Source organism: Pseudohaemophilus parahaemolyticus (genome assembly GCF_938021905.1).
Lineage (GTDB): Bacteria > Pseudomonadota > Gammaproteobacteria > Enterobacterales > Pasteurellaceae > Haemophilus_A > Haemophilus_A parahaemolyticus_B.
The window spans coordinates 1-26,896 of the sequence record NZ_CALIFA010000048.1; the positions used below are offsets into that span (position 1 = coordinate 1).

Annotated in this window: 28 protein-coding genes and 2 pseudogenes; 21 read left to right on the forward strand and 9 right to left on the reverse strand. The window is 38.3% G+C overall.

Annotated elements, in window-relative coordinates:
• Positions 1 to 228 precede the first annotated feature (228 nt).
• The 4 genes from hflK to QMF79_RS04400 all read left to right on the forward strand — a co-directional run bounded on the left by hflK (position 229) and on the right by QMF79_RS04400 (position 5,005).
• Complete coding sequence (gene hflK, locus QMF79_RS04385; protein ID WP_281772903.1) at positions 229 to 1,407, forward strand: FtsH protease activity modulator HflK; 1,179 nt, start codon at positions 229 to 231, stop codon at positions 1,405 to 1,407.
• Entirely contained in the window at positions 1,407 to 2,294 is an 888-nt protein-coding gene (gene hflC, locus QMF79_RS04390; RefSeq protein ID WP_281772904.1) for a protease modulator HflC, read from the forward strand. The genes hflK and hflC overlap by 1 nt, the downstream gene beginning before the upstream one ends.
• Before the next feature lie 82 nt (positions 2,295 to 2,376).
• On the forward strand, positions 2,377 to 3,675 hold the full coding sequence (locus tag QMF79_RS04395; protein WP_281772905.1) for an adenylosuccinate synthase: 1,299 nt from the start codon (positions 2,377 to 2,379) through the stop codon (positions 3,673 to 3,675).
• Positions 3,676 to 3,784: 109 nt separating this feature from the next.
• Positions 3,785 to 5,005 carry a hypothetical protein gene (locus QMF79_RS04400; RefSeq protein ID WP_281772906.1) on the forward strand — a complete coding sequence of 407 codons (1,221 nt, stop codon included), beginning with the start codon at positions 3,785 to 3,787 and terminating at the stop codon, positions 5,003 to 5,005.
• 58 nt (positions 5,006 to 5,063) lie between these two features.
• On the opposite strand, the gene fur is transcribed toward QMF79_RS04400, so the two are convergent.
• The 4 genes from fur to nudC form a co-directional block, all read right to left on the reverse strand.
• Positions 5,064 to 5,510, reverse strand: a complete 447-nt coding sequence (fur, locus tag QMF79_RS04405) for a ferric iron uptake transcriptional regulator (RefSeq protein ID WP_281772907.1) — start codon at positions 5,508 to 5,510, stop codon at positions 5,064 to 5,066.
• 46 nt (positions 5,511 to 5,556) lie between these two features.
• Positions 5,557 to 6,081: a flavodoxin FldA gene (gene fldA / locus QMF79_RS04410; RefSeq protein ID WP_281772908.1), complete on the reverse strand. Its 525-nt coding sequence runs from the start codon at positions 6,079 to 6,081 to the stop codon at positions 5,557 to 5,559.
• Positions 6,082 to 6,090: 9 nt separating this feature from the next.
• The gene (ybfE, locus tag QMF79_RS04415; RefSeq protein WP_281772909.1) at positions 6,091 to 6,384 is read right to left on the reverse strand and encodes a LexA regulated protein; all 294 of its coding nucleotides are present in this window, start codon (positions 6,382 to 6,384) and stop codon (positions 6,091 to 6,093) included.
• Positions 6,385 to 6,534: 150 nt separating this feature from the next.
• On the reverse strand, positions 6,535 to 7,302 hold the full coding sequence (gene nudC, locus QMF79_RS04420; RefSeq protein ID WP_281772910.1) for an NAD(+) diphosphatase: 768 nt from the start codon (positions 7,300 to 7,302) through the stop codon (positions 6,535 to 6,537).
• A gap of 142 nt (positions 7,303 to 7,444) precedes the next feature.
• Between nudC and QMF79_RS04425 the strand changes: the two genes are divergently transcribed.
• The 3 genes from QMF79_RS04425 (at position 7,445) to QMF79_RS04435 (ending at position 9,823) form a co-directional block, all read left to right on the forward strand.
• The gene (locus QMF79_RS04425; protein ID WP_281772911.1) at positions 7,445 to 8,029 is read left to right on the forward strand and encodes a hypothetical protein; all 585 of its coding nucleotides are present in this window, start codon (positions 7,445 to 7,447) and stop codon (positions 8,027 to 8,029) included.
• A gap of 2 nt (positions 8,030 to 8,031) precedes the next feature.
• A complete protein-coding gene (locus QMF79_RS04430; protein WP_281772912.1) occupies positions 8,032 to 8,901 on the forward strand; it encodes a tetratricopeptide repeat protein in 870 nt (289 codons plus the stop codon).
• 208 nt (positions 8,902 to 9,109) lie between these two features.
• Positions 9,110 to 9,823: a tetratricopeptide repeat protein gene (locus QMF79_RS04435; protein ID WP_281772913.1), complete on the forward strand. Its 714-nt coding sequence runs from the start codon at positions 9,110 to 9,112 to the stop codon at positions 9,821 to 9,823.
• Positions 9,824 to 10,092: 269 nt separating this feature from the next.
• On the opposite strand, the gene QMF79_RS04440 is transcribed toward QMF79_RS04435, so the two are convergent.
• Together QMF79_RS04440 and QMF79_RS04445 are read right to left on the reverse strand one after the other, a co-directional pair.
• Positions 10,093 to 10,764, reverse strand: a complete 672-nt coding sequence (locus QMF79_RS04440; RefSeq protein ID WP_281772914.1) for a pseudouridine synthase — start codon at positions 10,762 to 10,764, stop codon at positions 10,093 to 10,095.
• Entirely contained in the window at positions 10,764 to 11,234 is a 471-nt protein-coding gene (locus QMF79_RS04445) for an FxsA family protein (RefSeq protein WP_281772915.1), read from the reverse strand. Before QMF79_RS04445 ends, QMF79_RS04440 begins: the two co-directional genes overlap by 1 nt.
• A gap of 83 nt (positions 11,235 to 11,317) precedes the next feature.
• Here QMF79_RS04445 and tusA point away from each other — a divergent pair, with 83 nt between their 5' ends.
• The 14 genes from tusA to typA all read left to right on the forward strand — a co-directional run bounded on the left by tusA (position 11,318) and on the right by typA (position 26,175).
• Positions 11,318 to 11,563: a sulfurtransferase TusA gene (gene tusA / locus QMF79_RS04450; RefSeq protein ID WP_040217875.1), complete on the forward strand. Its 246-nt coding sequence runs from the start codon at positions 11,318 to 11,320 to the stop codon at positions 11,561 to 11,563.
• Between the two features lie 9 nt (positions 11,564 to 11,572).
• Entirely contained in the window at positions 11,573 to 12,220 is a 648-nt protein-coding gene (locus QMF79_RS04455; RefSeq protein ID WP_281772916.1) for a YtjB family periplasmic protein, read from the forward strand.
• Positions 12,221 to 12,310: 90 nt separating this feature from the next.
• Entirely contained in the window at positions 12,311 to 13,027 is a 717-nt protein-coding gene (gene uppS / locus QMF79_RS04460) for a polyprenyl diphosphate synthase (protein WP_281772926.1), read from the forward strand.
• Positions 13,028 to 13,052: 25 nt separating this feature from the next.
• Positions 13,053 to 13,922 (forward strand): phosphatidate cytidylyltransferase, encoded by an 870-nt coding sequence (locus QMF79_RS04465; protein WP_281772917.1) that lies wholly within the window; start codon positions 13,053 to 13,055, stop codon positions 13,920 to 13,922.
• Between the two features lie 12 nt (positions 13,923 to 13,934).
• Entirely contained in the window at positions 13,935 to 15,266 is a 1,332-nt protein-coding gene (gene rseP, locus QMF79_RS04470; RefSeq protein WP_281772918.1) for an RIP metalloprotease RseP, read from the forward strand.
• A 53-nt stretch (positions 15,267 to 15,319) separates the two neighbouring features.
• Positions 15,320 to 17,704, forward strand: a complete 2,385-nt coding sequence (bamA, locus tag QMF79_RS04475) for an outer membrane protein assembly factor BamA (protein ID WP_281772919.1) — start codon at positions 15,320 to 15,322, stop codon at positions 17,702 to 17,704.
• 75 nt (positions 17,705 to 17,779) lie between these two features.
• Entirely contained in the window at positions 17,780 to 18,562 is a 783-nt protein-coding gene (locus QMF79_RS04480) for an OmpH family outer membrane protein (RefSeq protein ID WP_281772920.1), read from the forward strand.
• Positions 18,562 to 19,587, forward strand: a complete 1,026-nt coding sequence (gene lpxD / locus QMF79_RS04485) for a UDP-3-O-(3-hydroxymyristoyl)glucosamine N-acyltransferase (RefSeq protein WP_281772921.1) — start codon at positions 18,562 to 18,564, stop codon at positions 19,585 to 19,587. The genes QMF79_RS04480 and lpxD overlap by 1 nt, the downstream gene beginning before the upstream one ends.
• A 37-nt stretch (positions 19,588 to 19,624) precedes the next feature.
• Positions 19,625 to 20,089, forward strand: coding sequence for a 3-hydroxyacyl-ACP dehydratase FabZ (gene fabZ / locus QMF79_RS04490; protein WP_111313532.1), 465 nt, complete (start codon positions 19,625 to 19,627; stop codon positions 20,087 to 20,089).
• Between the two features lie 25 nt (positions 20,090 to 20,114).
• Positions 20,115 to 20,909, forward strand: a complete 795-nt coding sequence (gene lpxA / locus QMF79_RS04495) for an acyl-ACP--UDP-N-acetylglucosamine O-acyltransferase (protein ID WP_281772922.1) — start codon at positions 20,115 to 20,117, stop codon at positions 20,907 to 20,909.
• Between the two features lie 71 nt (positions 20,910 to 20,980).
• Entirely contained in the window at positions 20,981 to 22,336 is a 1,356-nt protein-coding gene (locus QMF79_RS04500) for a sodium-dependent transporter (RefSeq protein ID WP_281772923.1), read from the forward strand.
• A 97-nt stretch (positions 22,337 to 22,433) separates the two neighbouring features.
• Positions 22,434 to 22,706, forward strand: coding sequence for an ACT domain-containing protein (locus QMF79_RS04505; RefSeq protein ID WP_281772924.1), 273 nt, complete (start codon positions 22,434 to 22,436; stop codon positions 22,704 to 22,706).
• 8 nt (positions 22,707 to 22,714) lie between these two features.
• The gene (locus tag QMF79_RS04510) at positions 22,715 to 24,070 is read left to right on the forward strand and encodes a PFL family protein (protein ID WP_281772925.1); all 1,356 of its coding nucleotides are present in this window, start codon (positions 22,715 to 22,717) and stop codon (positions 24,068 to 24,070) included.
• A 257-nt stretch (positions 24,071 to 24,327) separates the two neighbouring features.
• On the forward strand, positions 24,328 to 26,175 hold the full coding sequence (gene typA / locus QMF79_RS04515) for a translational GTPase TypA (RefSeq protein ID WP_040217848.1): 1,848 nt from the start codon (positions 24,328 to 24,330) through the stop codon (positions 26,173 to 26,175).
• Between the two features lie 32 nt (positions 26,176 to 26,207).
• Here typA and QMF79_RS10410 read toward each other — a convergent pair whose 3' ends face one another.
• The 3 genes and pseudogenes from QMF79_RS10410 to QMF79_RS10420 form a co-directional block, all read right to left on the reverse strand.
• The gene (locus QMF79_RS10410) at positions 26,208 to 26,336 is read right to left on the reverse strand and encodes an IS3 family transposase (RefSeq protein ID WP_425591881.1); all 129 of its coding nucleotides are present in this window, start codon (positions 26,334 to 26,336) and stop codon (positions 26,208 to 26,210) included.
• A gap of 97 nt (positions 26,337 to 26,433) precedes the next feature.
• A pseudogene (locus QMF79_RS10415) lies at positions 26,434 to 26,583 on the reverse strand (hypothetical protein); the annotation flags it as partial.
• A 37-nt stretch (positions 26,584 to 26,620) separates the two neighbouring features.
• Positions 26,621 to 26,896: pseudogene (locus tag QMF79_RS10420) on the reverse strand (IS3 family transposase); the annotation flags it as partial.

Consider the following 26,896-nt stretch of genomic DNA (forward strand, 5'->3'; position numbering starts at 1 on the left):
GCCGATGGTAGTGTGGGGATTCCCCATGTGAGAGTAGGGCATCGCCAGATTGAATACCCAACCCCGCTGTATTGCTACAACGGGGTTTTTGCTTTTGTTAATCGTATAATTTGTTAAAAAATTGGAAAATTTCTCATTAAATAAGCTAGTAAAACCCCGTCCAAATAGGTACAATCTTCAAGTTAAACATTATTGATTAGAACATTCTAATTCATCTATGGAGAGCGTATGTCATTCTATTTATCAGACAACCAAGATCCTTGGAGCAAACCGGGTCAAAAGAAGTCTGAGCAACAAGATAATGGTTCAGAACAGCAAGAACCAAAGCAACAGAATAATCAACAGCCACCTGATTTAGAAGAAGCATTCTCTAGCTTACTTCGTAAAATGGGAGGTAAGAAAGATAAAAATGGGAACCAACAACCCGCATCTTTTGGTAAGTTTATTCCTGCTATTATTACTTTAGCCGCAGTTATTTGGGGAGCTTCTGGTTTCTATACTGTGCAAGAGGCTGAGCGAGGTGTTGTAACGCGTTTTGGTAAGCTTAATCAAGTCGTTTTACCTGGTTTAAATTGGAAGGCAACTTTTATTGATGATGTTATTCCAGTAAACATTGAACGTGTGATGGAACTCAATACAAGCGGTTCAATGCTTACGCAAGATGAAAATATGGTTCAGGTTGAAATGACCGTACAGTATCGAGTGGAAGAGCCAGCGAAATATCTTTTTAGCGTGAATAATCCAAATGATAGCTTGAAACAAGCAACTGATAGTGCTTTACGCTATGTTATCGGGCATATGAAAATGGATGAAATTCTTACGACAGGTCGTGCAACTGTACGTGAACAAACGTGGAACACTTTGCGCGATATTATCAAAAACTATGATATGGGATTACTTATTACCGATGTAAATTTCCAATATGCTCGTCCACCCGAAGAGGTAAAAGCAGCCTTTGACGATGCGATCAAAGCTCAAGAAGATGAGCAACGTTTAATTCGTGAAGCAGAAGCCTATGCTCGTGGTAAAGAGCCTATTGCACGTGGTCAAGCACAGCGTATTATTGAGCAAGCAACCGCTTATAAAGAAAAAGTGGTGCTAGAGGCTCAAGGTGAGGTAGAGCGTTTCATCAAATTGTTGCCAGAGTATAAATCTGCACCGCAATTAACTCGTGAACGTTTATATTTGCAAACGATGGATAAAGTAATGTCGAATACACCGAAAATTGTGATGGAAGGTGGTGCAAATATCAATGTATTACCATTGGAAAAACTGTTAGGGAATCCGACCGCCTCTCAGCCTAAAACGAAAACAATTATGGCAGAGCCTGTGATTCAACAACCTGTACAACCTAAAATTGCGGTACAAGAGCAACCACAACCAGAAATTCGTAGAGGGAGATTCTAATGCGTAAATTATTATTGCCTGTACTGGCTGTTGTGGCATTTGTTTTATTCCAGTCTATGACTATTGTTCCAGAAGGTGGGCGCGGTATTATGTTGAGATTCAACAAAGTCCATCGTGATGGGGAGCAAAAAGTGGTGATTTACACACCAGGCTTGCATTTTAAAGTTACATTTATGGATAGCTTGAAAGTGCTAGATGCTCGTATTCAAACCTTAGATGGTAAAGAAGATCGATTCGTGACTGTTGAGAAAAAGGATTTGCTTGTGGATTCCTATGTAAAATGGCGAATCAGTGATTTTGGTCAATTCTATACTTCGACAGGTGGAGATTATCAAAAAGCCTCCGATTTATTGCGTCGCAAAGTCAATGACCGCTTGCGTTCAGAAATTGGTTCTCGTACCATTAAAGATATTGTTTCTGGTTCTCGTGGTGAATTGATGGCTGGAGCTCAAAAAGCCTTAAATTACGGGGATGATGGTGCGGAAAAACTGGGCATCAAGGTGGTAGATGTGCGTGTTAAACAGATTAATCTACCAAATGAAGTTTCATCTTCTATTTACCAACGTATGCGTGCAGAACGTGATGCAGTAGCCCGTGAACACCGTTCACAAGGTGAAGAAAAAGCCGAATTTATCAAAGCGGAAGTAGATAAAAAAGTCGTGCTAATTGAAGCGAATGCGAAGAAAACTGCCGAAACTCTACAAGGAGAAGGCGATGCAGAGGCCACTCGTATTTATGCAAATGCACTTGGACAAGAGTCTGAATTTTATGCTTTTGTACGTAGTTTAAAAGCGTATGAAGCTAGTTTCGCTGAAGGTAAAACTAATATCATAATTATGAAGCCTGAGAGTGATTTCTTACGCTTTATGAAATCGCCTACAAAATAATAGTATCAATAAGGCCCGAAAGATCGGGTCTTTTTACGTTTTAATTCAAACTTTTAATAAACTCAACTAAAGAGGCAAATCTATGGGTAAAAGTGTTGCGATTCTCGGCGCTCAGTGGGGCGATGAAGGGAAAGGTAAAATTGTAGATTTATTAACGGATCGTGTAAAATATGTGGTACGTTATCAAGGAGGTCACAATGCGGGTCATACTTTGATTATCAATGGCGAAAAAACTATCCTTCGCTTAATCCCAAGTGGTATTTTACACGATAATGTGATTTGTTTAATCGGTAATGGCGTAGTGCTGTCGCCAGAAGCGTTAATGAAAGAGATGGGGGAATTAGAATCGCGTGGTGTAAATGTGCGCGAGCGTTTAAAAATTTCAGAAGCTTGCCCATTAATTTTACCATATCACGTTGCAATGGATCACGCTCGCGAAAGTGCTTTAGGTAAGAATAAAATTGGTACAACAGGTCGTGGTATTGGACCTGCCTATGAAGATAAAGTGGCACGCCGTGGCTTACGCGTAAGTGATTTGTTCAATAAAGAGCTTTTCGCTGAAAAATTAAAATCAATTTTAGATTACTACAATTTCCAACTTGTGCATTACTATAAAGCAGAGCCCGTTGATTTCCAAAAAACTTTAGATGATGTGTTTGAGATTGCTGACATTATTAAAGAAATGGTAGCGGATGTAACCACAATGCTTCACGATGCACGTAAAGAAGGTGCAAACATCTTATTTGAAGGTGCACAAGGCACAATGTTAGACATTGACCATGGTACATATCCATTTGTAACCAGTTCAAATACAACGGCTGGCGGTGTGGCAACAGGTTCTGGCTTTGGTCCTCGCCATTTAGACTATGTTTTAGGTATTATTAAAGCTTACTGCACACGTGTGGGAAGCGGTCCATTTACGACAGAATTATTCGATGAAACAGGAGCAGAAATTGCTCGTAAAGGTAATGAATTTGGTTCTGTAACAGGTCGCCCACGCCGTTGTGGTTGGTTTGATGCGGTTGCCATTCGTCGTGCAGTACAAATCAACTCAATTTCTGGTTTCTGTATGACCAAACTTGATGTTTTAGATGGCTTTGATGAATTAAAAGTGTGTGTAGCATACAAAATGCCAAATGGTGAAATCGTAGAATATGCACCATTAGCTGCAAAAGATTGGGAAGGTATTGAGCCAATTTATGAAACTTTACCAGGATGGTCAGAAAATACTTTCCGCGTAACCAAATTAGAAGATTTACCACAAGCAGCAATTAACTATATCAAACGTATTGAAGAGTTAGTTGGTGTGCCAGTAGATATTCTTTCGACAGGTCCAGATCGGGTTGAAACCATGATCTTACGCGATCCATTTGCGGTGTAATTTCTCATTTAGAGAGTTTAAGCACGGGGCGTTTCCCCGTGTTTTTTATTTTAAGAATTAGCAAACTTCCTTTAAAATATGCCCGTTTATTACTATTATATTTACGACTATGACAGAACAATATATAAAAAATGTAGAAGTTTATCTAGATTGTGCAACAATTCCAACCTTAAATTATTTTTATCATTTTACAGAAAATAAAGATGATATTGCAACAATCAGATTATTTGGATTAGGACGTTTCAATATTTCCAAGAGTATTATTGAATCGTATCCAGAAGGAATTATTCGTTATTGTCCAATTATTTCTGAGGATCAAACAGCGTTTCAGCAATTGTTTATTACGCTTTTGAGTGAGGATAGTTTTTGTCAGTATCGACTTAACTTCCATATAAATTTATTCCACTCTTGGAAGATGCTCATTCCTTTATTACATATAATTTGGCAATTTAAGCATAAGGTACTAGATATAAAGCTTAATTTCTATGATGATGGTTCAGAAGGGTTGGTAACGCTTTCTAAAATAGAACAAAACTATTCTACTGAAATCTTAAAAAAGATTATTGATATAGATAGTCAATCGTTTTATGTGGATAAACTTTCATTTTTAGATGAAGATATTGCTCGGTATTTATGGAATTCACTTTTTGAATCACATTATTATTTATTGAATGATTCTCTTTTGAAAAATGAAAAGTTATCTTTATTAAAGAGTAGTATAAAGTATTGCTATATTATGGAATTAGAAAGATATCTCCAATTTACTCAAGAAGAAAAAGACTTTTTTAATGAATTATTAGGGATAAGCATTCAATCTTTAGAAGATAAAATAAAAATCTTTCAACAAGAAAAGACCTTTATATTTACTGGAACAACAATTTTCGATCTACCAAAAGAGGAAGAAGAGGTATTATATCATTTACATCTTAATGCAATATTAAATTATATTCATCCTAAAGGAAAATATTTTATCGGTGATGGATTTACTTTGGTCATTAAAGGTCATCCTAATCAAAAAGAGATGAATTTAAGATTAGAAAAGAGTTTCGAAAAAGCAGTAATGTTACCAGATAATATACCTTTCGAAATTCTTTATCTTATTGGTTGTAAACCAGATAAAATTGGTGGTTTTGTGAGTACGAGTTATTTTTCCTGCGATAAAAAGAATATTGCTGATTTACTTTTTATTTCAGCCAAACAGGAGGAAGTAAGAAAAAATGATTATTTATTTAATATTCAGTATCAGTTAAGGGATGTGATGATTAAGACAGGTTTCATCCAAGAAGAAAAAACGCATTTTTATTCAGATATTCCTATTTTTATTTCTTAACGTATTTTTTAAAAAAGCCAAAGAGTTTTTCTCTTTGGCTTTTTAAGTATATAAGAGATTATTTCTTCTCTTTTGTCTCACAATGACTAATATCTTGGCAATTACCGTAAAGATATAAACTATGAGTTGCGAGTTTCATACCGTGTTTTTCACTGATTTCGCGTTGGCGACGTTCAATATCAGGATCTTTGAATTCAAAGACTTTACCGCAATCCATACAGATAATATGGTCGTGATCCTGTTCGATATTCAACTCAAACACAGCTTTATTGGCATCAAAGTTATGACGAACCAAAATGCTCGCTTCTTCAAATTGATTTAATACTCGATAAACGGTCGCTAAACCAATATCAGATTCTTTTTCAAGCAATAGCTTGTAGATATCTTCTGCTGAGAAATGTTGCATCTGCTCACGAGTTTCTTGCATTAACGCAAGAATAGTTAAGCGTGGTTCAGTGACTTTTAAACCAACACTTTTGAGTAATTTAATATTTTCATCAGACATCACTGTCACCTTTTGTCCTCATCAATGTTATTTTTTTATTCAACTATTAGGCTAATTGGTCTAAGCACATCTCTTCGGTAAGCTGTTTACACCAAGCTTTCACACGACCTTCGGTTAATTCAGGCTGTCTATCTTCATCAATGCATAAACCTACAAAAGTTTCATCATCAATTACTGCTTGTGAGCTTTCGAAGTTATAGCCTTCTGCTGGCCAGTGCCCGACAATGACTGCACCATTTTCTTCTACGATATCGCGGATTGTACCCATTGCATCACAGAAATATTCTGCGTAATCTTCTTGGTCACCACAACCGAAAATACCGATAACTTTGCCTGTAAAATCAATTTCTTTCAAGGTTGGCATAAAATCATCCCAGTCTGCTTGAGATTCGCCGTAATACCAAGTTGGGATACCGAATAATAAGAAATCATAGGCTTCAATATCTTCTTTCGTGCTTTTGGCAATGTCACGAATATCAATTAAATTTGCACCAATCTCTTTTTGAATCATCTTAGAGATGTTTTCTGTATTACCTGTATCGCTACCGTAGAATAAACCTACTACTGCCATATTAATTACCTACCTGTTATTGTTATCAGCAAGATTGCCGATATAATCATTTAAAATATATTCAATCAGTTGTCCGCGAGTGATATTGCGTTGGCTCGCTTCATCTTCAAGTCGTTGCACTAAATCAGCATGCAACTTTAGCTCCACGCGTCTTAACCCAGATGAGCGATCGCGTTTAAGTTGATTGCGTTTGTTTATGCGAATTTGTTGTTCTCGACTTAAAGGATTTGTGCGTGGTCGCCCAACTTTTGGCACGCTTGCGAACAAATCAAGGGTGATACAATCTGCGTCCTGTTTTGCCATAATGTTCCAACCGTGGGCTTTAGCTTCTTTGCTCTTTATATACTTTACTAAGTGAGAATGATAAGCTACTGAGTAAGGCGGTACTATACCATATTATTCGGGTATTTTAAAAGAATAAGCCACAAAATCTGATGCTTATCTCGCCAATTGTTATGTGCTTTCTGATTGGCAAATTTTTAACGTTTCTTCAATCAATTGCAACGCAATCGTGCCTTTGGGCGGAAGTTCAGGTAAAGGCTTATCTGCATCAAACCATCTCGCATCGCAAATTTCTTCCTCTTGTAAACGAATTTCTCCACTTTCATAATCTGCTAAAAAACCTAACATTAACGAATTGGGGAATGACCACGGCTGACTACCAAAATAGCGAATGTTTTTAATTTTTAGACCGCTTTCCTCAAATACCTCACGTTCAACCGCTTGTTCAGCTATTTCGCCTGCTTCAATAAAGCCTGCTAAGGTGGTGTAAATTGAGCCCTTATGACGCTGGTGATTTGCCAATAAAATCTGTTTGCCACGACGCACAGCCACAATAATACTTGGGCTTAAAACAGGATAGAAGTGTTGGTTACAACTTGGGCAAATCATCGCAATTTCTTTCTTTGAAAGTATTGTTTTTGCCCCACACTTTCCACAAAATTTATGCGTTTCAAGGAAATGATTTAGTGCCACCGCTCGGTGCATCGTCAAGGCTTCTTCCATCGGACGAGCAATTTGCGTGCGTAAAAATACAAATTCCCAACGGCTTAAATCCGCTTCTGTTGCTTGCACTAAATTCAACGGAAAACCTTTATATTCGCCAATTTTTACGCTTTTTCGACCGCTTGTACCGACTTCTTCTGCAGTACCAAATGGTAAATCGTTTTCGCTTAAGGCAATGTCAAAATGGTTTACTATTGCCCAGTATGATTTGTTCATTTTGTTTCCTATCGTTTTGTTTAATTGCCCAAATATATAAGTGATGAAAAATAAATCAAGATTTTTGTAAAATTTTACTTGATGACGAATTGTTTTTTTTTTGTACAATTTGTGCATTGTTTTTAGCTAAGAGAACTTTATTATGGCAATAGAACTTTCAAGCATTATTAACCCGATTACTTCAATGCTTCGTGGATTATTTAATAAAAATCAGCAGGCATCAGTCTGTCAGCAAGCACTACGACCGTTAGAACAGCTTATCGAAAGAATACCAACTTCAACATTAAGAGAATATCTTTTTTACTATTTTGAAGAAAATGTGGGTTTCTTTCAGAAAAGTGAAATTATGCGTGGTATTTCTTTAATCAAAAATTATCTAATGGAAACCGTTAAAAATCACAGTTTTTCCATAAGGTATTTAGGCTTACCTGAAGAAAATGCCGTACTTTTTTTAAAAGAAAGATTACCGAATGAATGGCTTTGGATTTTAGCCCTTTATTTAGAACGATGTAATGAATATGAATTTATCCAAAAAGTGATCAAATATAATATTTTAGAAAATATTTTACCACTTAATGAAATTTCTGCAAATGAAATGGCAATGATGGATGAAGAACAGTTCGACTATTTTGAACAAAAAGATATTAACTCAAAAATAATGTTAGCGACAGAAAAATTTGAACAACTTTACTTACAACTTAAACAAAAATTTTTACCTAAGGAATAAAAATGAAAAAACTAACGTTACTAACCACAACACTAATGCTTACCTTTTCTTTAACAGCTCAAGCTTTAATAGGAGATGAATTTAATTCTAATTTAAAAAAAGCCAAATTAGGCGATAGCAATGCTCAGTATACTGTTGCCGTAGCCTATGCACAGGGTGATTTTGTCCCTAAAGATGAAAAGGAAGCTATAAAATGGTATGAGAAAGCTGCTAATTTAGGAAACTCATCTGCTCAATATGATTTAGCGGTAATGCTTTTAAATAAATCTTATCCCCAATATTCTATAGAGGAGGTAAGTGATCAACATAAAGCAATGGAGCTTTTACTTGAATCAGCAAAACAACAAAATAACGACGCTTTTATGCTACTTAGTGAAATTTATGAAGATTTCCCTAATAAAAAAGAATATAAAAAAATAGATTTATCCCGTTATGTTAATAGCCCTTATTACACTTACCACAGCAATTCCTCTATAAATAATGAATATATACTAAAGAGTGGGTACAATATTTTTTATGATGACAATATAAGAGATATATCTACTTCTGAAGGATTATTGCTACGTTCTATTGAAAAAGGTAATAAAAAAGGAATTAGAAAATTTTGTGAAGAAGCAAAATTATCTGAATACAGACAATACTTTAGCAATTTATCTAGGGATCCTAACTCACGATTCATAAATACAGACTATGATTTCAAGAATATACAGAAAATAATTACTAATTTAGCAGAACAAGGGGATTATGACATGTTAAAATGTACTACACTCGCTATACCTAATAGATATTGGGCAGTTAAATTAGTAACACATCCGGATTTTTCTTGGACTGGATTAGAAAACAAGGAAAAAAAGACATTATCAATACATTAGCATATTTTTCTGATCGAGCAGTAGAGCATAAGCCCTCAAGCAAACTTTTTGCTAAATTACTTTGTGAATATTATCAATCAAATAATAATCCACAACTATCTGCACATTATTGTGAAATCTATGATATCTTAAACGAAGAAAAAACGACTAACTAACCAAATAAAGCGTGAATAATCTTCACGCTTTATTTTTATGCAAGGAAACCACAATGAAAAAGTTACAATTCTTTTTTACTATCTTTTTACTATTTTTTTCTGACTTCACTATGGCAACAACACCACAATTTAAAGGAATACCAATAGAAAACATTACACATTATGCAGAACAAGGCAATATTGAAGCTCAACTTTATCTAGCCGCAATGTATTACGAAGGCTACCGCGTTGAACAAAGTTTTGAGCAGGCGGCTAAGTGGTATTTGAAAGCGGCTGAAAAAGGTTCGGCTGATGCTCAATATCTTTTAGGTGTGCAGTATTCCGAGGGGATTGGCGTGCCAAAAGATGAAAAGCAGGGCTTTTATTGGTTTGAGAAAGCCGCTTTGCAAGGGGATCGTGGTGCACAAAATAGCGTCGGTAATGCTTACCAATTTGGTTGGGGCGTTCAGCAAGATTACGTTAAGGCTGCTCATTGGTATAAAAAAGCGGCAGAAAATGGTGATGTGAGAGCAAAAGTGAATCTAGGAGAACTTTATATTGAAGGTAAGGGAGTGAAAAAAGATCATTGGCAAGCATGGGCATATTGGTATGATTCTGCAAAATATCAAAACGCCAGAGCACAGCTGCATTTGGGGTGGTTATATCTTTCGGATTTAATTGCTAAAAATGAGTCTAAAGCAAAATATTATTTTGGTTTAGCTTGTAAAAATGCTGAAACTCAGGGCTGTGATATGTATAGAAAATTAACAGAGAAAGGAATCGAATAATCTTTTTAGTAAATATCAAAATGATTGACGATTGCCCAATATGCTTTGTTCATTTTAAGTTCCTTGTTTCCTGTGAGGATAAACACTTACAGTTAATTTGCAAAAATCTCTTAAAATTCCACCGCTTGCCGTGGGTGAACTACCCACGGTTACGCATAAACGTTCCCCGTTGGGGAACAGTTCTCACTACCCTAACGAGGTGGGATTATAACTAACCAAAGGTAACTTGTTACCCTCAGCAGGAAACTCCACACTATCCCGTTGGGTCATTATCTATTTAACCCTATTTGTTCAAATAATTTCGTTTTTTCGGTTTCGGTTAAAACCCGATACTCTCCCGCGTCTAACCCATCCAATTTAAACTGCCCTAATCCTACTCGAATTAAGCGTAAAGTAGGGAAGCCTATGTGAGCGGTCATTCGGCGGACTTGGCGATTTTTGCCTTCGCTGATTTTTAGCTCTAGCCACTCGGTCGGGATATTTTTCCGTTCACGGATTTTCGGGGCGGTTGCCCACTTAAAATTTGGGGCGTTAATTAGCTTGGCTTTTGCAGGTTTTGTTCGCCCATCTTTTAGCTCAACACCTTGTTGCAATTGGCTAATCGCATCCTCGGTTGGAATATTGTCTACCTGCACCCAATAGGTTTTTTCTTTCTCAAATTTTGGGTGAGCCAAACGGTGCTGAATTTCGCCGTGATTTGTGAGTAAGAGCAAACCTTCGCTATCGCGATCTAGGCGACCTACGGGGTAGACGTTCGGAATATCAATAAAATCCTTCAATGTTTGTCTCCCTTGCTCGTCGGTAAATTGGCAAAGCACATCATAGGGCTTGTTGAAGAGCACTACGACCGTTTCATCAAAACTCGGGGCTGCAACAAGCGGTCGTTTTTTCGCTTTAGTTTGCAAAGCGGGCTTGCGGCTAAAGGGTTTTCTTTTAAACATTATTTAACCCACTTATCAGGATCTTGCTGGCGTTCAAATTCGGCGTCAAACACGTTGTCATCTTTTGCTTGGTAAGCGGTCTGATTTGCGGTGAAATTGACGAATTGAAAACGGTTTTTCAATACATTCAAGCCCCATAATTTAATCAGTTTACGTGTAAACGGCAGAACGCATAAAATGGCTAAAATATCACTGATAAAGCCTGGAATAATGAGCAGGATCCCCGCAATAATAAAGAGCACGGAGTTGATAACCGCATCGGTCGGAAGCTTGCCTTGTGCTAAGTCTTGGCGGATTGAAAGTATTGTGTATAGACCACGTAGTTTCACTAGCCAAACGCCGAGCACAGAAATAGCGATTAACAAGAAAAGGGTGGGAAAAATGCCGAGTTCAGCACTCATGCTGACTAAAAGTGAGAGCTCGCAATAGATATAAAGAATCAAAGCAAAAAAGATGATAAGTAACGGCATGGACTTCCTTATTTTTGCGTGAAGGTGGAAAATAGTGTATTTTAATCGCCTTATATTATTTAGTCGATACAAAAAGGTTTAAGATGACAGAATTAACCGCAGATCAAACCTTAGATACACTAGGTTTGCGTTGCCCAGAACCTGTGATGCTTACTCGCAAAACTGTACGTCATATGAACGAGGGCGAAATTTTACACATTATTGCAGACGACCCCGCCACCACGCGTGATATTCCGAGTTTCTGCGAATTTATGGAGCATCAGCTGCTGAAAAGCGAAACTGAAACCGCTCCTTACCATTACTGGTTGAAAAAAGGCTTAGCAAAATAAGGCTTAATTATGTATTTTTCTCGCGAAAAATTAACTAAAACGTTGGTGTTTATTTCCGTGCTCGCCTTTTGTGTAGCAACGATTGACGTGATTTTAAACGGTGTAAATCAATTTAAAGTGGGCTCGCAATTGGCGAGCATTAGCCAAGTCTCTAACCTTGCTCACGTATTAGTGCGACAGCAAGCGAACTTGTTTTCATTGATGTTGATGAAAAATACCGGAACCGATGAGTTGGTTGAGGCTTTGGATAGTTTCTCAAAAGAAGAGTTTGTTTTAGATGCGAACCTTTATTCTGCCTCGGGGGAATTGCTTGCTCAGAGTCAGCATTCGATAGCATTGAAAGAACGCATTGAGCAAAAAAATACCCAACAAATTGTGGAACCAATTTTTGCTAAACAAGCACTAGTTGGCTTTTTACGAGTAACTTTTGATGCTCAATATGAAGATAGTGTGCAGGTGAAAGTAAACAAATTATTTCAACAACTCTATGGCGAGCTGATTATTTTAGTGCTGACTGGCGTGCTGTTTTCCGCCACGATTTTTTACTACTTACGCCAAAAAATCCCACACGTGAGAACCGTTCGTAAGCCTGAGGCAACGAACTTAAAATCGCAAGCACAACGCTTTCATTCTAAAAGGCGGAATTTTAGGCGTTAAAAAATCATTAAGCATAATGGGTTTAACTATGAGAAATGGCGAGACTATGATATAGTTATCGCCATTTTGATTATGAGTAAATTAGAAATTATGGCGAGTTTTGATCCTCAAAATATGCCTCAGCACGTTGCAATTATTATGGACGGTAATGGGCGTTGGGCAAAACAACAAGGCAAATTGCGGGTGTTTGGTCACCAAAATGGGGTGAAAGCGGTGCGATCTGCAGTAAGTTTTGCTGCAAAATATGGGATCAAGGTTCTGACTCTTTATGCGTTTAGCAGTGAGAATTGGAGCCGTCCTGAAACGGAAGTTTCTGCATTAATGACATTGTTTATGACTGCACTTAATTCTGAAGTAAAAAAGCTTCATAAAAATAATATTCAGTTAAAAGTGATTGGTGATAAATCTCGTTTTAGCGAAAGTTTGCAGAAGAAAATTAGAGAATCAGAGGAGCTGACCTCTCAAAATACAGGTTTGATTTTAAATGTTGCGGCGAATTATGGTGGATATTGGGATATTACTCAAGCTGCTCAAAAAATGGCGGTTAAAGTCAAATTGGGTGAGTTGGCAATTGAGCAAATTACGGCAGAGGTATTTGAAAAAGCCTTAGTCACTGAAGAGCAACCGCAAGTAGATTTACTTATTCGTACCAGTGGTGAGCAGCGGATTAGTAATTTCTTACTCTGGCAAATTGCGTATGCGGAACTCTTTTTTACGCCTGTTTTATGGCCAGATTTTGATGATAATATATTTAGCGAAGCGATTATCGCTTATCAGCAACGCAATCGCCGTTTTGGTGGTTGCTAAAAAAAGAATAAGAAAGGAATAAAAAATGCTAAAAGAACGTGTACTTTCTGCGATTGTAATGGTTATTGTAGCGTTAGCAGCGATTTTTTGGTTACCTCCCTTGGCATTGACGATTGCTCTTTCAGCATTAGTGGTGCTTGGTATGTGGGAGTGGGCTCAATTTGTGGGCTTTAAAAGCCAGATGTCGCGCGTAGTTGTTGCGGGTGTGACGACCTGTATTCTTTTGCTTTTGGTTGTTGCGAATACAGATTATATTAGTGCGACTCGCTTTATGACAGATTTAAGCGTTATTGCACTTTTCATTGCTTGTGTATGGTGGTTGGCGGCTCTTGCTTTAGTGGTGACTTATCCCAACTCTGCAAAATTATGGGCGAAATCAGTCGTGGCAAAATTTTTATTCGGTATTTGTACCCTTTTCCCGTTCTTAATTGGTTTATTGGCTATCCGTTTTAATAATTACACTTTGGATGCTTACCAAGGCACTTATTTATTACTTTATGTTTTCTTGCTTGTTTGGGGGGCAGACTCTGGCGCTTATTTCTTTGGTCGAGCTTTAGGTAAACATAAACTGGCACCAAAAGTATCGCCAGGTAAATCTTGGGAAGGGGCATTAGGCGGCTTATTTACTTCGGGGGTGATTGCATTTGTGTTCTTGCAGGCAACGCCAAACGATGTTTTTGGTCGTACTTTAGAAACGATGCCGTTTATTGCTGTATCTGTTGCAACAGTAGCAATTTCAGTATTGGGAGATTTAGCTGAAAGTATGTTTAAACGCCAAGCGGGCATTAAAGATAGCAGTAATCTAATTCCAGGACACGGTGGCATTTTAGATCGTGTTGATAGCTTAACGGCAGCTATTCCGTTCTTTGCTACGATGTTTTTCTTTGTGCTTTAATTTAGGTAAAGAATGAGCTCAATTATTTCATTTTTTATTTTAATCTGCATACTTGTTTTTGTGCACGAGTACGGTCATTTCTGGGCGGCTCGCTGTTGTGGCGTCAAAGTCATTCGTTTTTCGATTGGTTTTGGCAAGATACTATTTAGAAAAAAAGATAAGCACGGTACAGAATTTGCTTTCTCATTGATTCCACTTGGTGGCTATGTGCAGATGTGGAGTGGCGAGCCTGAAATCAATAAACAGAAAATTGATGTGCCGATTTCGCAATCTTTATCAAAAAAATCACCGCTTCAACGAGCCTTTATTATCAGTGCTGGGCCTATTGCGAATTTTATTTTGGCGGTTATCGCTTATTGGGTGGTGTTTGTTAGTGGCATTCCAACGCTTAAACCTGTTGTTGGGCAGGTGCTACCTAATTCAATTGCAGCTCAAGCAAATGTACCTGTTGAATTTGAGATCAAACAGGTCGCAGGGAAAACCGTTTTAGATTGGGAAGAAGTAAGTCTTGCGTTAATTGATAATTTAGGGGCAGAACGTGTAGAAGTTTTAGGATCAAATATTGATGAAGATCATCCGCAACGTTTCTATCTCAATTTAACAGATTGGAAAGTTGATGCTACAAAAGAAAGCCCATTAACCAGTTTAGGGATACGTCCTAAAAATACGGTGATTAAACCTGAGATTGCCCAAGTTTTACCTGATTCAGCTGCTGAAAAAGCAGGGTTGAAAGCACAGGATAAAATTTTAACGGTAAATCATCAGCCATTTGATTGGCAAAATTTAGTTAAAACGGTGCAAACAGGGCAGCCAATTACGCTTGAAATCGAAGGCTCAAACCAACAAAAACAAGCGGTTGAAATTATGCCTGAAAAGCAAAAAGATCGTTATGTTATTGGTATTACGCCAACTTATGAAGGCATTGGCGAGAAATATCAGACGGTGCTAGAGTATGATATGCTCACTGCAATAGGCAAAAGTGTAGATAAGGTCGGATCTCTTATTCATAGCATTTTCCAGTTTATTGGGAATTTAATCAAAGGCGAGTTGTCTTTGAACAATATGAGCGGTCCGATTTCGATGGCGAAAGGTGCTGCTGCTACTGCTGCAATAGGTTGGGTGTATTATCTCAGTTTTATGGCATTAATTAGCGTTAATTTAGGTGTGATGAACCTCTTTCCTCTCCTACCTTTAGATGGTGGGCAACTGCTTTTATTAGCGTTGGAGGCGATAAAACGAAAACCTGTTTCAGAGAAATTTCAGCTACGTTTTCAACAGCTTGGAATGCTCTTTGTGTTATCGCTGATGGCATTTGCGTTCACCAATGATGTTATTCATTTTTAAACTAGCGGTGTAAATCGCTGACTCTTTTACAAAACTTTCATAGGATAATTTCAATGAAAAAATTATTGCTTTCTTCTCTTTTAATTGCCAATGGTGTAATGGCTGCACCATTTGTAGTAAAAGATATTCGTGTTGATGGTGTACAGCCTGAAACGGGCGAAGCGATCATTTCAGCTTTGCCTGTTCGTGTCGGTCAAACAGCAACAGATGCTGATGTGGCGAATGTTGTAAGAAGTCTTTTCATTCAAAATCGTTACCAAGATGTGCGTGCAGCACGTGAAGGCAATACGTTAGTTATTAAAGTGGCAGAGCGCCCTTTAATCAATACCGTAGATATTGAGGGTAATGGTGCAATTCCTAAAGATGCATTAGAGCAAAATTTAAAAGCTAATTTAATTGCGAAAGGCGAAGTTTTTGATGCACAAAAATTAGAATCTTTCAAACAAGGTTTGATTGAACATTATCATTCTATTGGTCGTTATACTGCAACCATTGATACGATTACTAGCCGAGCAGAAAATGGCGGAATTAATGTTAAATTAGACATTAAAGAAGGTGATGTGGCATACGTAAAACACATCAATTTCGAGGGTAATCACGCATTTAACTCAAAAGAATTAACTAAGCAGTTAGATATTCAGCCTGATGTTTCTTGGTTTAATATTTTTGCAAGTAGTAAGTTTGAATCTCAAGCATACGAAAAAGATTTAGATACAATCCGTGATTTCTATATGAACCGCGGTTATGCAAAATTTGCTTTAACTGGTACGGATGTGAAGTTTTCTGATGATAAAAAAGAAGTGAATTTAACCTATCAGGTATCAGAAGGCGAACAATATAAAGTAAGCGATGTGCGTATTATTGGTAACACCGCAAATTTAGGTAATCAACTCAACGCCTTGTTAAAAGATTACCAAACGGGCGATCTTTTCCGCAAAGCTGATCTATTGAAAATTGAGGAAGCAATCAAACAAAAATTAGGTGAGAATGGTTTTGGCTCAGCACAAGTCGATCTCTATCCGAAATTTGATGAGGATGCGAAAACCGTTCAAGTTAATTTTGTTGTTGAAGCTGGTCCGCGTGTGTATGTACGTAAAATTCGCTTTGAAGGCAATAATGTTACCGCTGATTCAACATTGCGTCGAGAAATGCGTCAGCAAGAAGGTGCTTGGTTATCTACTACTGCGGCATCGCTTGGTAAATCACGTTTAGAAAGAACAGGTTTCTATGAAAGCGTTGATATGCAAATGCCAGCTGTTCCGAATACGACCGACCAAGTGGATTTAGTGTATGCGATTAAAGAGCGCAATACTGGTAGCATCAACTTTGGTATTGGTTACGGTACAGAAAGTGGTATTAGTTACCAAGCCGGTATCAAACAAGATAACTTCTTAGGTATGGGGTCAACCATTAGCTTAAATGGTACACGTAATGACTACGGCACAAGTGTTGCTTTAGGCTATACCGAACCATACTTCACAAAAGATGGGGTAAGTTTAGGTGGTAACATTTTCTTCGAAGATTATGATAACTCAAAAAATGACAATGTTTCTTCGTATAAACGTCGCAGTTACGGGGCGAATGTAAACTTAGGCTTCCCTGTAAATGAATATAACTCATTCTATACGGGTCTAGGTTATACACACGATAGTTTAAGTAATGTACAGCGTGAGTTTACACGTGAAAAATACGTTCGCTCAATGAACTTCCCATTAGTGGGAAATGATCCAAGCCGTTACGGTAAAATGAAAGCGGACGATTTCGATTTCTCATTTGGTTGGAATTACAACAGCTTAAACCGTGGTTATTTCCCAACAGAAGGAGCAAGTGCAAGTATTGGTGGTAAAGTAACCATTCCTGGTTCAGACAATAAATACTATCGTTTTAATGCAGATTTCTCTAAATATATTCCATTAAACCGCGAGCATAAATGGGTGCTTTCAACTCGTGCAAGTTTAGGTTATACCAACGGTTTTGGTGGTAAAGAAGTGCCGTTCTATCAATTGTACACCGCAGGTGGTATTGGTACAATTCGTGGTTTTGCGTATGGTGCTATTGGTCCTAAAGCAATTTATTGGAATAGAGATGCGGGTAACTTTACCTCAGCAAGTAATGATGTTATTGGTGGTAATACGATTGCAACGGCAAATTTTGAGTTGATTACACCAACACCATTTATTGCCGATAAATTCCAGCACAATGTTCGCACATCGTTGTTTGTTGATGCAGCAAGCGTGTGGAATACTAAATGGAAAAAATTGGATTACCCGACTTTACCAGATTTTGGCGATTACAAACGAGTGAGAGCCTCTGCGGGTGTGGCATTCCAATGGATGTCACCAATTGGTCCACTCTCATTCTCATATGCAAAACCAATCAAAAAATATGAGAATGATGAAATTGAGCAATTCCAATTTAACATAGGTAGTACATTCTAATTCTTACAAGCGGTTGATTTAGTAAAATAATTTGCAAATTTGACCGCTTTCATTCGTTTAAATTAAGGATAAAAAATGAAAAAATTATTTAAAATCAGTGTATTAAGTGCTTTATTTGTTACTTCAGCTGTAGTGAATGCAGCAGATACCATCGGTTTTGTTGATCCTGGTTATGTGATGCAGAACCATCCAGTTCTCCTTGATGCTTCAATTAAATTTGAAAACTTTATGAAAGAAAATCAGGCTAAATTTGCTGATGAAGATAAAAAATTAGCAGAAGAAAATAAAAAGCTAACGGCTGAGCGTGATGCATTAAATATTGATTCAAAAAATCTTCAAAAAGAACAAGCAACCGTTGAAGCGACATTAAAAAAAGAGGTTGCCCAATTAGAAAAAGATGCACCGCGTTTACGTGCTAAAGAGATCCAAGCTCGACAAGCAAAAATTGAAGGCAAAGCGAAAGCTTTTGAAAACAAAGTGGCTGCAATTCAAAAACGTGAACAAGAGTTTGCAAAAAAAGCAGAAGATTTCCAAAAACGTGCCGATGCTTTCCAACAAAAAATTGAAGATGCAAATAAAAATAGCGGTGGTTTAAATCCTCAAGAAGCACAAAAAACTGCGATTGATGAAGTGAATTCAACTATTAAAGAAGTGGCTAAAGCGAAAGGCTATACCTTAATTCTTCAACCACAAATTGCACTTTATGCGGAAGATGAAAGTAAAGATATCACTGAAGCTGTGTTAGATGCAATTAAAGCAAAACATCCAGAAATTAAATTGCCTGAACAAAAAGCAGACGCACCTAAAGCAGATGCAACAAAAACTGAGCAAGCTAAACCTGAAGAAGCGAAAAAATAATGGCTACTTTCCGTTTAATTGAATTAGCGGAGCACATCGGTGGTACTGTAAAAGGTAACACCGATTTGCCTATTCAAAGCATTGCCGCTTTAGATAAGGCAAACGGCTCGCAAATTACTTTTATTTCTAATGCAAAATATCGCGAAAATTTAACCGCTTGCCAAGCAGGGGCGATAATTGTAACCGAAGACGATGTTCCGTTTTGTCGTGAAGATCAAAATATTATGATCGTTGCTAATCCTTATTTGGCTTATGCGTTACTCGCTCAATATATGGATAGCACACCCAAAGCGGCTTCTAATATTCATCCAAGTGCGGTCATTTCGCCTGAAGCAAAATTAGGGCAGAATGTATCAGTTGGGGCGAATGCAGTCATTGAGGCTGGCGTTGAGCTTGGGGATGATGTGGTTATCGGAGCAGGTTGCTTTGTTGGTCAAAATAGTCAGATTGGTAAAGGCACACAACTTTGGGCAAATGTTTCTGTTTATCATCAAGTGAAAATTGGTGAGCATTGTTTAATTCAGTCTTCAGCAGTGATCGGCTCGGATGGTTTCGGTTATGCCAATGATAAAGGGCAATGGATTAAGATCCCGCAAACCGGTGGTGTCATTATTGGTAACCGTGTAGAAATTGGAGCTTGTACTTGTATTGACCGCGGCGCACTTGATCCGACCATAATTGAAGATAATGTGATTATCGATAATCTTTGCCAAATTGCTCACAATGTTCACATTGGCTATGGCACAGCGGTTGCTGGTGGTGTCATTATGGCAGGAAGTTTGAAGGTTGGTCGTTTCTGCCAAATTGGTGGCGCAAGCGTATTGAATGGGCATATGGAGATCTGTGATGGTGCGATTATTACGGGGATGAGTATGATTATGAAGCCAATTACTGAAAAAGGCATTTACTCATCAGGTATTCCAGCTCAAACCAATAAACAATGGCGTAAAACCGCATCTTTAACGATGAATATTGATAAGATCAATGAACGTGTTAAAGCATTAGAAAAAAAACTAGCTGAATAAACTGAATTTAATCAAATTGATAGAGGTCTTTTAAATAATGACAATTGAAATTCAAGAAAATAGAGAACCAAAGGTAATTGAAGTCACGGAAATTATGGATATGCTACCGCATCGCTATCCATTCCTTTTAGTCGATCGTGTAACGGACTATGAAGAAGGTGAATGGTTAAGAGCAGTAAAAAATGTGAGTGTTAATGAGCCTTGCTTTACAGGTCATTTCCCACAAAAACCGATTTTCCCTGGCGTATTAATTTTAGAGGCAATGGCTCAAGCAACGGGTATTTTGGCAGTGGCGAGCTATGGCAAAATGAAAGAGGGCGAGCTTTATTATTTTGCTGCAATTGATAATGCACGTTTTAAACGACCTGTTGTACCAGGTGATCAACTTGTGTTAGAAGTAGAATTTTTAACAGAAAAACGTGGTATCACAAAATTCACAGGTAGAGCCTATGTTGATGGCAAATTAGCTTGTGAAGCTGATTTAATGTGTGCAAGAAAATAATCCAAATTAGGAAAGGGAGCTTATTATGCGTTTAATTGATTCAACCGCAAAAATCAGCCCATTAGCGATAGTAGAAGAAGGTGCTCAAATTGGTGCTCACGTTGAAATCGGTCCATTTTCAGTTATTGGCAAAGATGTCAAAATTGGAGCAAGAACTAAAATTCATTCGCATGTGGTTATCAATGGTATTACTGAGATTGGTGAAGACAACCATATTTTCCAATTTGCGAGTATTGGAGAAATTAACCAAGATTTAAAATATCAAGGTGAGCCGACTAAAACGATCATCGGTGATCGTAATCGTATCCGCGAAAGTGTGACCATTCACCGTGGCTCTGTACAAGGTGGTGGCGTAACGCGTATTGGGAGCGATAATTTATTGATGATTAATTGCCACATTGCTCACGATTGTAGCATTGGTAACCGTTGTATTATTGCAAATAACGGTACTCTAGCAGGGCATGTGACGTTAGATGATTTTGTAATTGTAGGTGGAATGTCTGCGATTCACCAATTTGCTGTGATCGGTTCGCACGTGATGCTTGGCGGTGGTTCAATGGTTAGCCAAGACGTACCTCCTTATGTGATGGCACAAGGTAACCACGCTCGCCCATTCGGTATTAACTTTGAAGGCTTAAAACGTCGTGGTTTTGATAAACCCGCAATGCACGCGATTCGAGCTGCTTATAAGTTAATCTACACCTCAAGCAAAACGGTAGAAGAAATTTTACCAGAATTAGAAGAAATGGCGTTAAAAGAGCCTGTGGTTACGGTTTATCTTGATTTCTTCAAGCGCTCAACACGTGGCATTATTCGTTAATTTTTAGTGTGTTTATCAGGTTTACCCTGTTTCTGAACAGGGTAAATTTGTTTTAGGAGATTTTATTTTTTATGTCTAATCAAGAAGAACGACAGTCTTGGTCGAGCCGATTAGCTTATGTGATGACCGTTGCAGGCGCAACTGTCGGCTTCGGTGCAACGTGGCGTTTTCCCTATTTAGTTGGAGAAAATGGTGGCGGTGCTTATGTTTTCTTATTTTGTGTTGCAATGATTGTGATCGGTATTCCGATGATCTTAGTTGAAAACGTCATTGGTCGCCGAATGAAAGTGAATGCAATTGATGCGTTTAGCGGTCATGCAAATGGTAAAAAAATTGCCGTAGGTTGGAAAATTTTAGGTTACACTAGTTTGCTTGGGGCTTTCGGGATTCTTGCCTATTATATGGTGCTTGGTGGTTGGGTGCTTGAATATATCGGCAGTCTTTTAACAGGCAAACTAGATTTTTCTCAGCCACTTAATGTTGAATACACAGCATCTTTTTTAAAAGAGAATATCCACGACAATCTGCGGGGTATTATTGCCTACACGCTTCTTTTTGTTATCCTAAACTACTTCATTTTGGTCAAAGGGATCGTAGATGGTATTGAACGTTCCGTTAAATATTTAATGCCAATTCTCTTTTTATTCTTGCTTGTGATGGTGATTCGTAACGTAACCTTGCCTGGTGCAATGGAAGGGATTTCATTCTATTTGATGCCAGATTTTTCCAAAATCACCCCACAACTATTTGTTTTTGTGCTAGGTCAAGTATTCTTTGCATTAAGTCTAGGTTTCGGTGTGTTAATTACACTTTCAAGCTACTTAGACAAAAATGAAAACCTAGTAAAAACTGCTGCCATAACAGGTGTTATGAATACCATCATTGCAGTACTTGCAGGCTTTATGATTTTCCCATCGTTATTTAGCTTTGGCGTGCCGCCTAATTCTGGTCCAACCCTTGTGTTCCAAAGCTTACCTATCGTATTCTCAAATATGTGGGGCGGAACGCTCTTTGCGATTATTTTTTTTGGTTTGTTAGTGGTTGCTGCATTAACAACATCATTAACAATTTATGAAGTGATTATTACCGCTTTACAAGAAAAAACGAAAATGGGACGCAAAAAAGCGATTGCAGTTACATTAGCCGTTATTTTCATCTTAGGAAATATTCCATCTGTATTAGGCGATAATCTTTGGAAAGACGTCACCATTATAGGTAAAAGCATTTTTGATGCTTTTGACTACATTAGCGGTAATATTCTCTTTATTTTAACCGCATTAGGTAGTGCTATTTTTGTTGGTTTCGTCTTAAAAGATGAAGCTAAAGAAGAATTAGGGGCAGGCAAAGTATTTACAAATCTTTGGTTTAATTACGTAAGATTTGTGATTCCAGTAATTATTCTGGTAATTTTCTTTAATTCACTCTAAAAATATTTGAAGGCTGTCTTAGATAATTAAGGCAGCTTTTTTGTAAAAAAAATAGCAAAAATACCGCTTATTTTTAATTATGTAAAAAGGAACTCCTATGAGCCATTCAGTGATTACCGTTATTGGACAAGATCGTGTTGGGATTGTGTACGATGTTGCGAAGATCTTAGCCGAAAATAACATTAATATTCTTAATATTAGCCAGCAGTTGATGGAAAATTATTTCACGATGATTATCCTTGTTGACACTGCTCAATGTTTACTTTCTTTCCCTGAATTAGCCGCACTGTGTAGCGAAAAAAGCAAAGCATTACAATTAGATATTCGCTTGCAAAATGAGCAAATATTTAAAGCGATGCACCGCATTTAGGGGGCGAGATGAGCATTCAATCTAACGAAATTTTAGAAACGATTCGAATGGTATCGGATCAGCATTTTGATGTTCGCACTATTACTATTGGCATTGATTTGCACGACTGCATCAGTAGCGATATTGATGAGTTGAACCAAAATATCTTCAATAAAATCACCCGAGTAGGTAAAGATTTGGTGGAAACCGCCAAAATTCTCTCGGCAAAATATGGCGTGCCGATTGTGAACCAACGAATTTCTGTTACCCCTATTGCCCAAATTGCGGCAGCGACCAAAGCGGATTCTTACGTTTCGATTGCCCAAACCCTCGACCGTGCGGCGAAAGCGATTGGCGTGTCGTTTATCGGAGGCTTTTCCGCATTAGTGCAAAAAGGCATGTCGCCCTCTGATGAGGTGTTGATTCGCTCGATTCCAGAAGCAATGAAAACCACTGACATTGTGTGTAGCTCGGTGAATATCGGCTCTACTCGTGCGGGCATCAATATGGATGCAGTAAAATTAGCGGGCGAAATGATTAAACAGACCGCCGAAATTACCCCAGAAGGCTTTGGTTGTGCCAAGATCGTAGTGTTCTGTAATGCCGTGGAAGATAATCCTTTTATGGCAGGGGCTTTCCACGGTTCGGGTGAAGCCGATGCAGTGATTAATGTTGGTGTTTCAGGACCAGGCGTAGTAAAAGAGGCGTTAGAAAATTCCCATGCAACAACACTTACCGAAGTGGCGGAAGTGGTGAAGAAAACGGCGTTTAAAATTACTCGTGTAGGTGAATTGATTGGGCAAGAAGCTTCTAAAATGCTCAATATTCCATTTGGTATTTTGGATCTTTCCCTTGCTCCAACCCCTGCGGTGGGTGACTCAGTTGCTCGGATTTTAGAAGCGATGGGGTTAAGTGTATGTGGCACACATGGCACAACTGCTGCCCTTGCATTACTGAACGATGCAGTGAAAAAAGGCGGAATGATGGCATCGAGTGCGGTCGGTGGTTTAAGCGGTGCATTTATTCCTGTTTCAGAAGATGAAGGTATGATTTCCGCCGCAGAACAAGGCGTTCTCACGTTAGATAAATTAGAGGCGATGACAGCGGTTTGCTCGGTGGGCTTGGATATGATTGCCGTCCCAGGTGATACCCCTGCTCACACTATTTCTGGCATTATTGCCGATGAAGCTGCGATTGGGATGATTAACAGTAAAACTACCGCAGTGCGCATTATTCCTGTTACGGGTAAAACCGTAGGCGAAAGTGTGGAATTCGGCGGCTTGCTTGGTTATGCACCGATTATGCCAGTAAAAGAAGGCTCTTGCGAAGTGTTCGTCAACCGCGGCGGGCGTATTCCAGCCCCTGTCCAGTCGATGAAGAACTAAATTTTAGGCATAGTAGATAAAATTTGTTTTCTAAACAATTTTAAATAATGTTTTTGAAATTATTTTTTTCTTAATTTCTGCATTAGGATTGCCATGGTATGAGAGCAAGAAATATTTACAGAACTTTTTCCAAATTAGACCGCTTACTTCATAGCCAATAGGTGTAATTTAGCGTATAATTTAGCACCTCAAATTTCCGTAGGGTGGGACTTGTCCCACCTTTTTATTTTCCTTCATAGGCAAAAATCATTTTATTTATGCAACAATTAGATACAAACAAACTACGTAATATTGCGATTATCGCACACGTAGACCACGGTAAAACTACCCTCGTTGATAAACTTCTTAAACTTTCAGGTACATTAGATACTTCGCGTGGTGATACTGAAGAGCGCGTGATGGACTCAAACGATCTTGAGAAAGAGCGTGGTATTACCATTCTTGCGAAAAACACTGCAATTAACTGGAACGACTATCGTATTAACATCGTAGATACTCCAGGGCATGCGGACTTCGGTGGTGAAGTTGAGCGTGTGCTTTCAATGGTAGATTCAGTATTATTAGTTGTAGACGCGTTCGATGGTCCGATGCCACAAACGCGTTTCGTAACTCAAAAAGCCTTTGCACACGGTTTAAAACCTATCGTGGTTATCAATAAAGTGGACCGCCCAGGTGCTCGCCCTGACTGGGTTGTAGATCAAGTATTTGATTTATTCGTAAACCTTGGTGCAACTGACGAGCAATTAGACTTCCCAATCATTTACGCTTCAGCATTAAACGGTGTTGCGGGCTTAGATCACGAAGATTTAGCACCAAATATGGATCCTTTATTTGAGGCGATTGTAGAACACGTTTCTCCGCCAGATGTTCACTTAGAAGAGCCGTTCCAGATGCAAATTTCGCAATTGGATTACAGCAAATATTTAGGTGTAATTGGTATCGGTCGCATCAAACGTGGTACAGTAAAACCAAACCAACCTGTAACCATCATTGATTCAGATGGCAACACTCGCAACGGTCGTGTCGGTCAAGTATTAGGTCACTTAGGCTTACAACGTTATGAAGCAGAAGAAGCTTATGCGGGCGACATTATTGCTATCACTGGTTTAGGCGAACTCAACATCTCTGATACATTATGTGATATTAACAATGTTGAAGCATTGCCAGCATTAACTGTAGATGAACCAACAGTAACAATGTTCTTCTGCGTAAATACCTCGCCATTCTGCGGTCAAGAAGGTAAATATGTAACTTCACGCCAAATCTTAGAACGTTTGAAAAAAGAATTAGTACACAATGTGGCATTGCGTGTTGAAGAAACCGATGACTCAGATGTGTTTAGTGTGTCTGGTCGTGGTGAATTACACTTATCGGTATTGATCGAAAATATGCGTCGTGAAGGCTATGAATTAGCTGTATCTCGTCCAAAAGTAATTTTCAAAGAGATTGATGGTCGTAAACAGGAGCCATACGAACAAGTGACAATCGATATCGAAGAACAGCACCAAGGTGCAGTAATGGAAGCATTAGGTATCCGTAAAGGTGAAGTGCGTGATATGGTGCCAGATGGTAAAGGTCGTACCCGTTTAGAGTATATCATCCCAAGTCGTGGTTTAATCGGTTTCCGTAATGACTTTATGACAATGACATCAGGTACTGGCTTACTTTACTCAAGCTTCAGCCACTATGATGATGTGAAACCAGGAGAAATTGGTCAGCGTATCAACGGTGTATTAATTTCAAACGGCACAGGTAAAGCATTGGCATACTCACTTTACGCTTTACAAGATCGCGGTAAATTAATGGTAGAGCACGGTGCAGAAATATACGAAGGTCAAGTTATCGGTATTCACAGCCGTTCAAACGACTTAACCGTAAATCCATTGGAAGGTAAAAAACTCACCAATATGCGTGCTTCAGGTAAGGACGATGCTTTAACGCTTACTACACCAGTGAAAATGACATTGGAACAAGCGTTAGAGTTTATCGATGATGATGAATTAGTGGAAGTAACGCCAACTTCCGTACGTATTCGTAAAAAACTTCTTACCGAAGTAGAACGTAAACGTGCAAGCCGTACAACTACAAGTACAAGCACGCGTTAATTCACAAAGTGATCTGACCCCGAGTTAGACTGTTATTTAAAGGGCTGCTTTCGATATTGTATCGGACTCAGTCCTTTTAATTTTAATTGGATTCGTTCTTCATTATAGTACCGGACATAATCATTGCTAACCTTTTCGAGACATACTTTGAGAAATCCTATTTTTCGCTAATAGGCGTTGATAGCTCGGCATTTGATAATGGATTCCTTGGTCTGAATGTAATATCAAATTCGCATTTCTCGGCAATTTTTCAACCGCTTATAACAGCATTTCTTGCACTAACATACCATTTGGGCGACGACTTAATCCATAAGCAATCAGTTCATTATTAAAGCAATCTAAAATCGGGGAAAAATAGCGCTTTTCGTCTTTCACGCTAAATTCGGTAATATCTGTCAACCACTTCTCATTCGGTTTACTCGCTTCGAGCTCATTTCACTATAGGCAAAAGTATCTCTAACGGATAATGCACTCTCAAACTTTGGACTGTTTCTGCCGTTTGGCTTCGTCCCTCTTGATTATTTCATCCAACTTTTTTAGAAAAGCAACCTCTGCTTCTCACTCAAGGATGCGTAGGCGTAAACGTTCTTCTTCTGTTTTGGGTGGTGGAGGCATTTTAGCGTATTTGGGTTTCATACTTGGGCGACTTTTGGGTTTGAGTTGGAACCCATTTATACCGTTTTTCCGAAAGGCTTTCAACCATTGACTAATGGTTCCACTA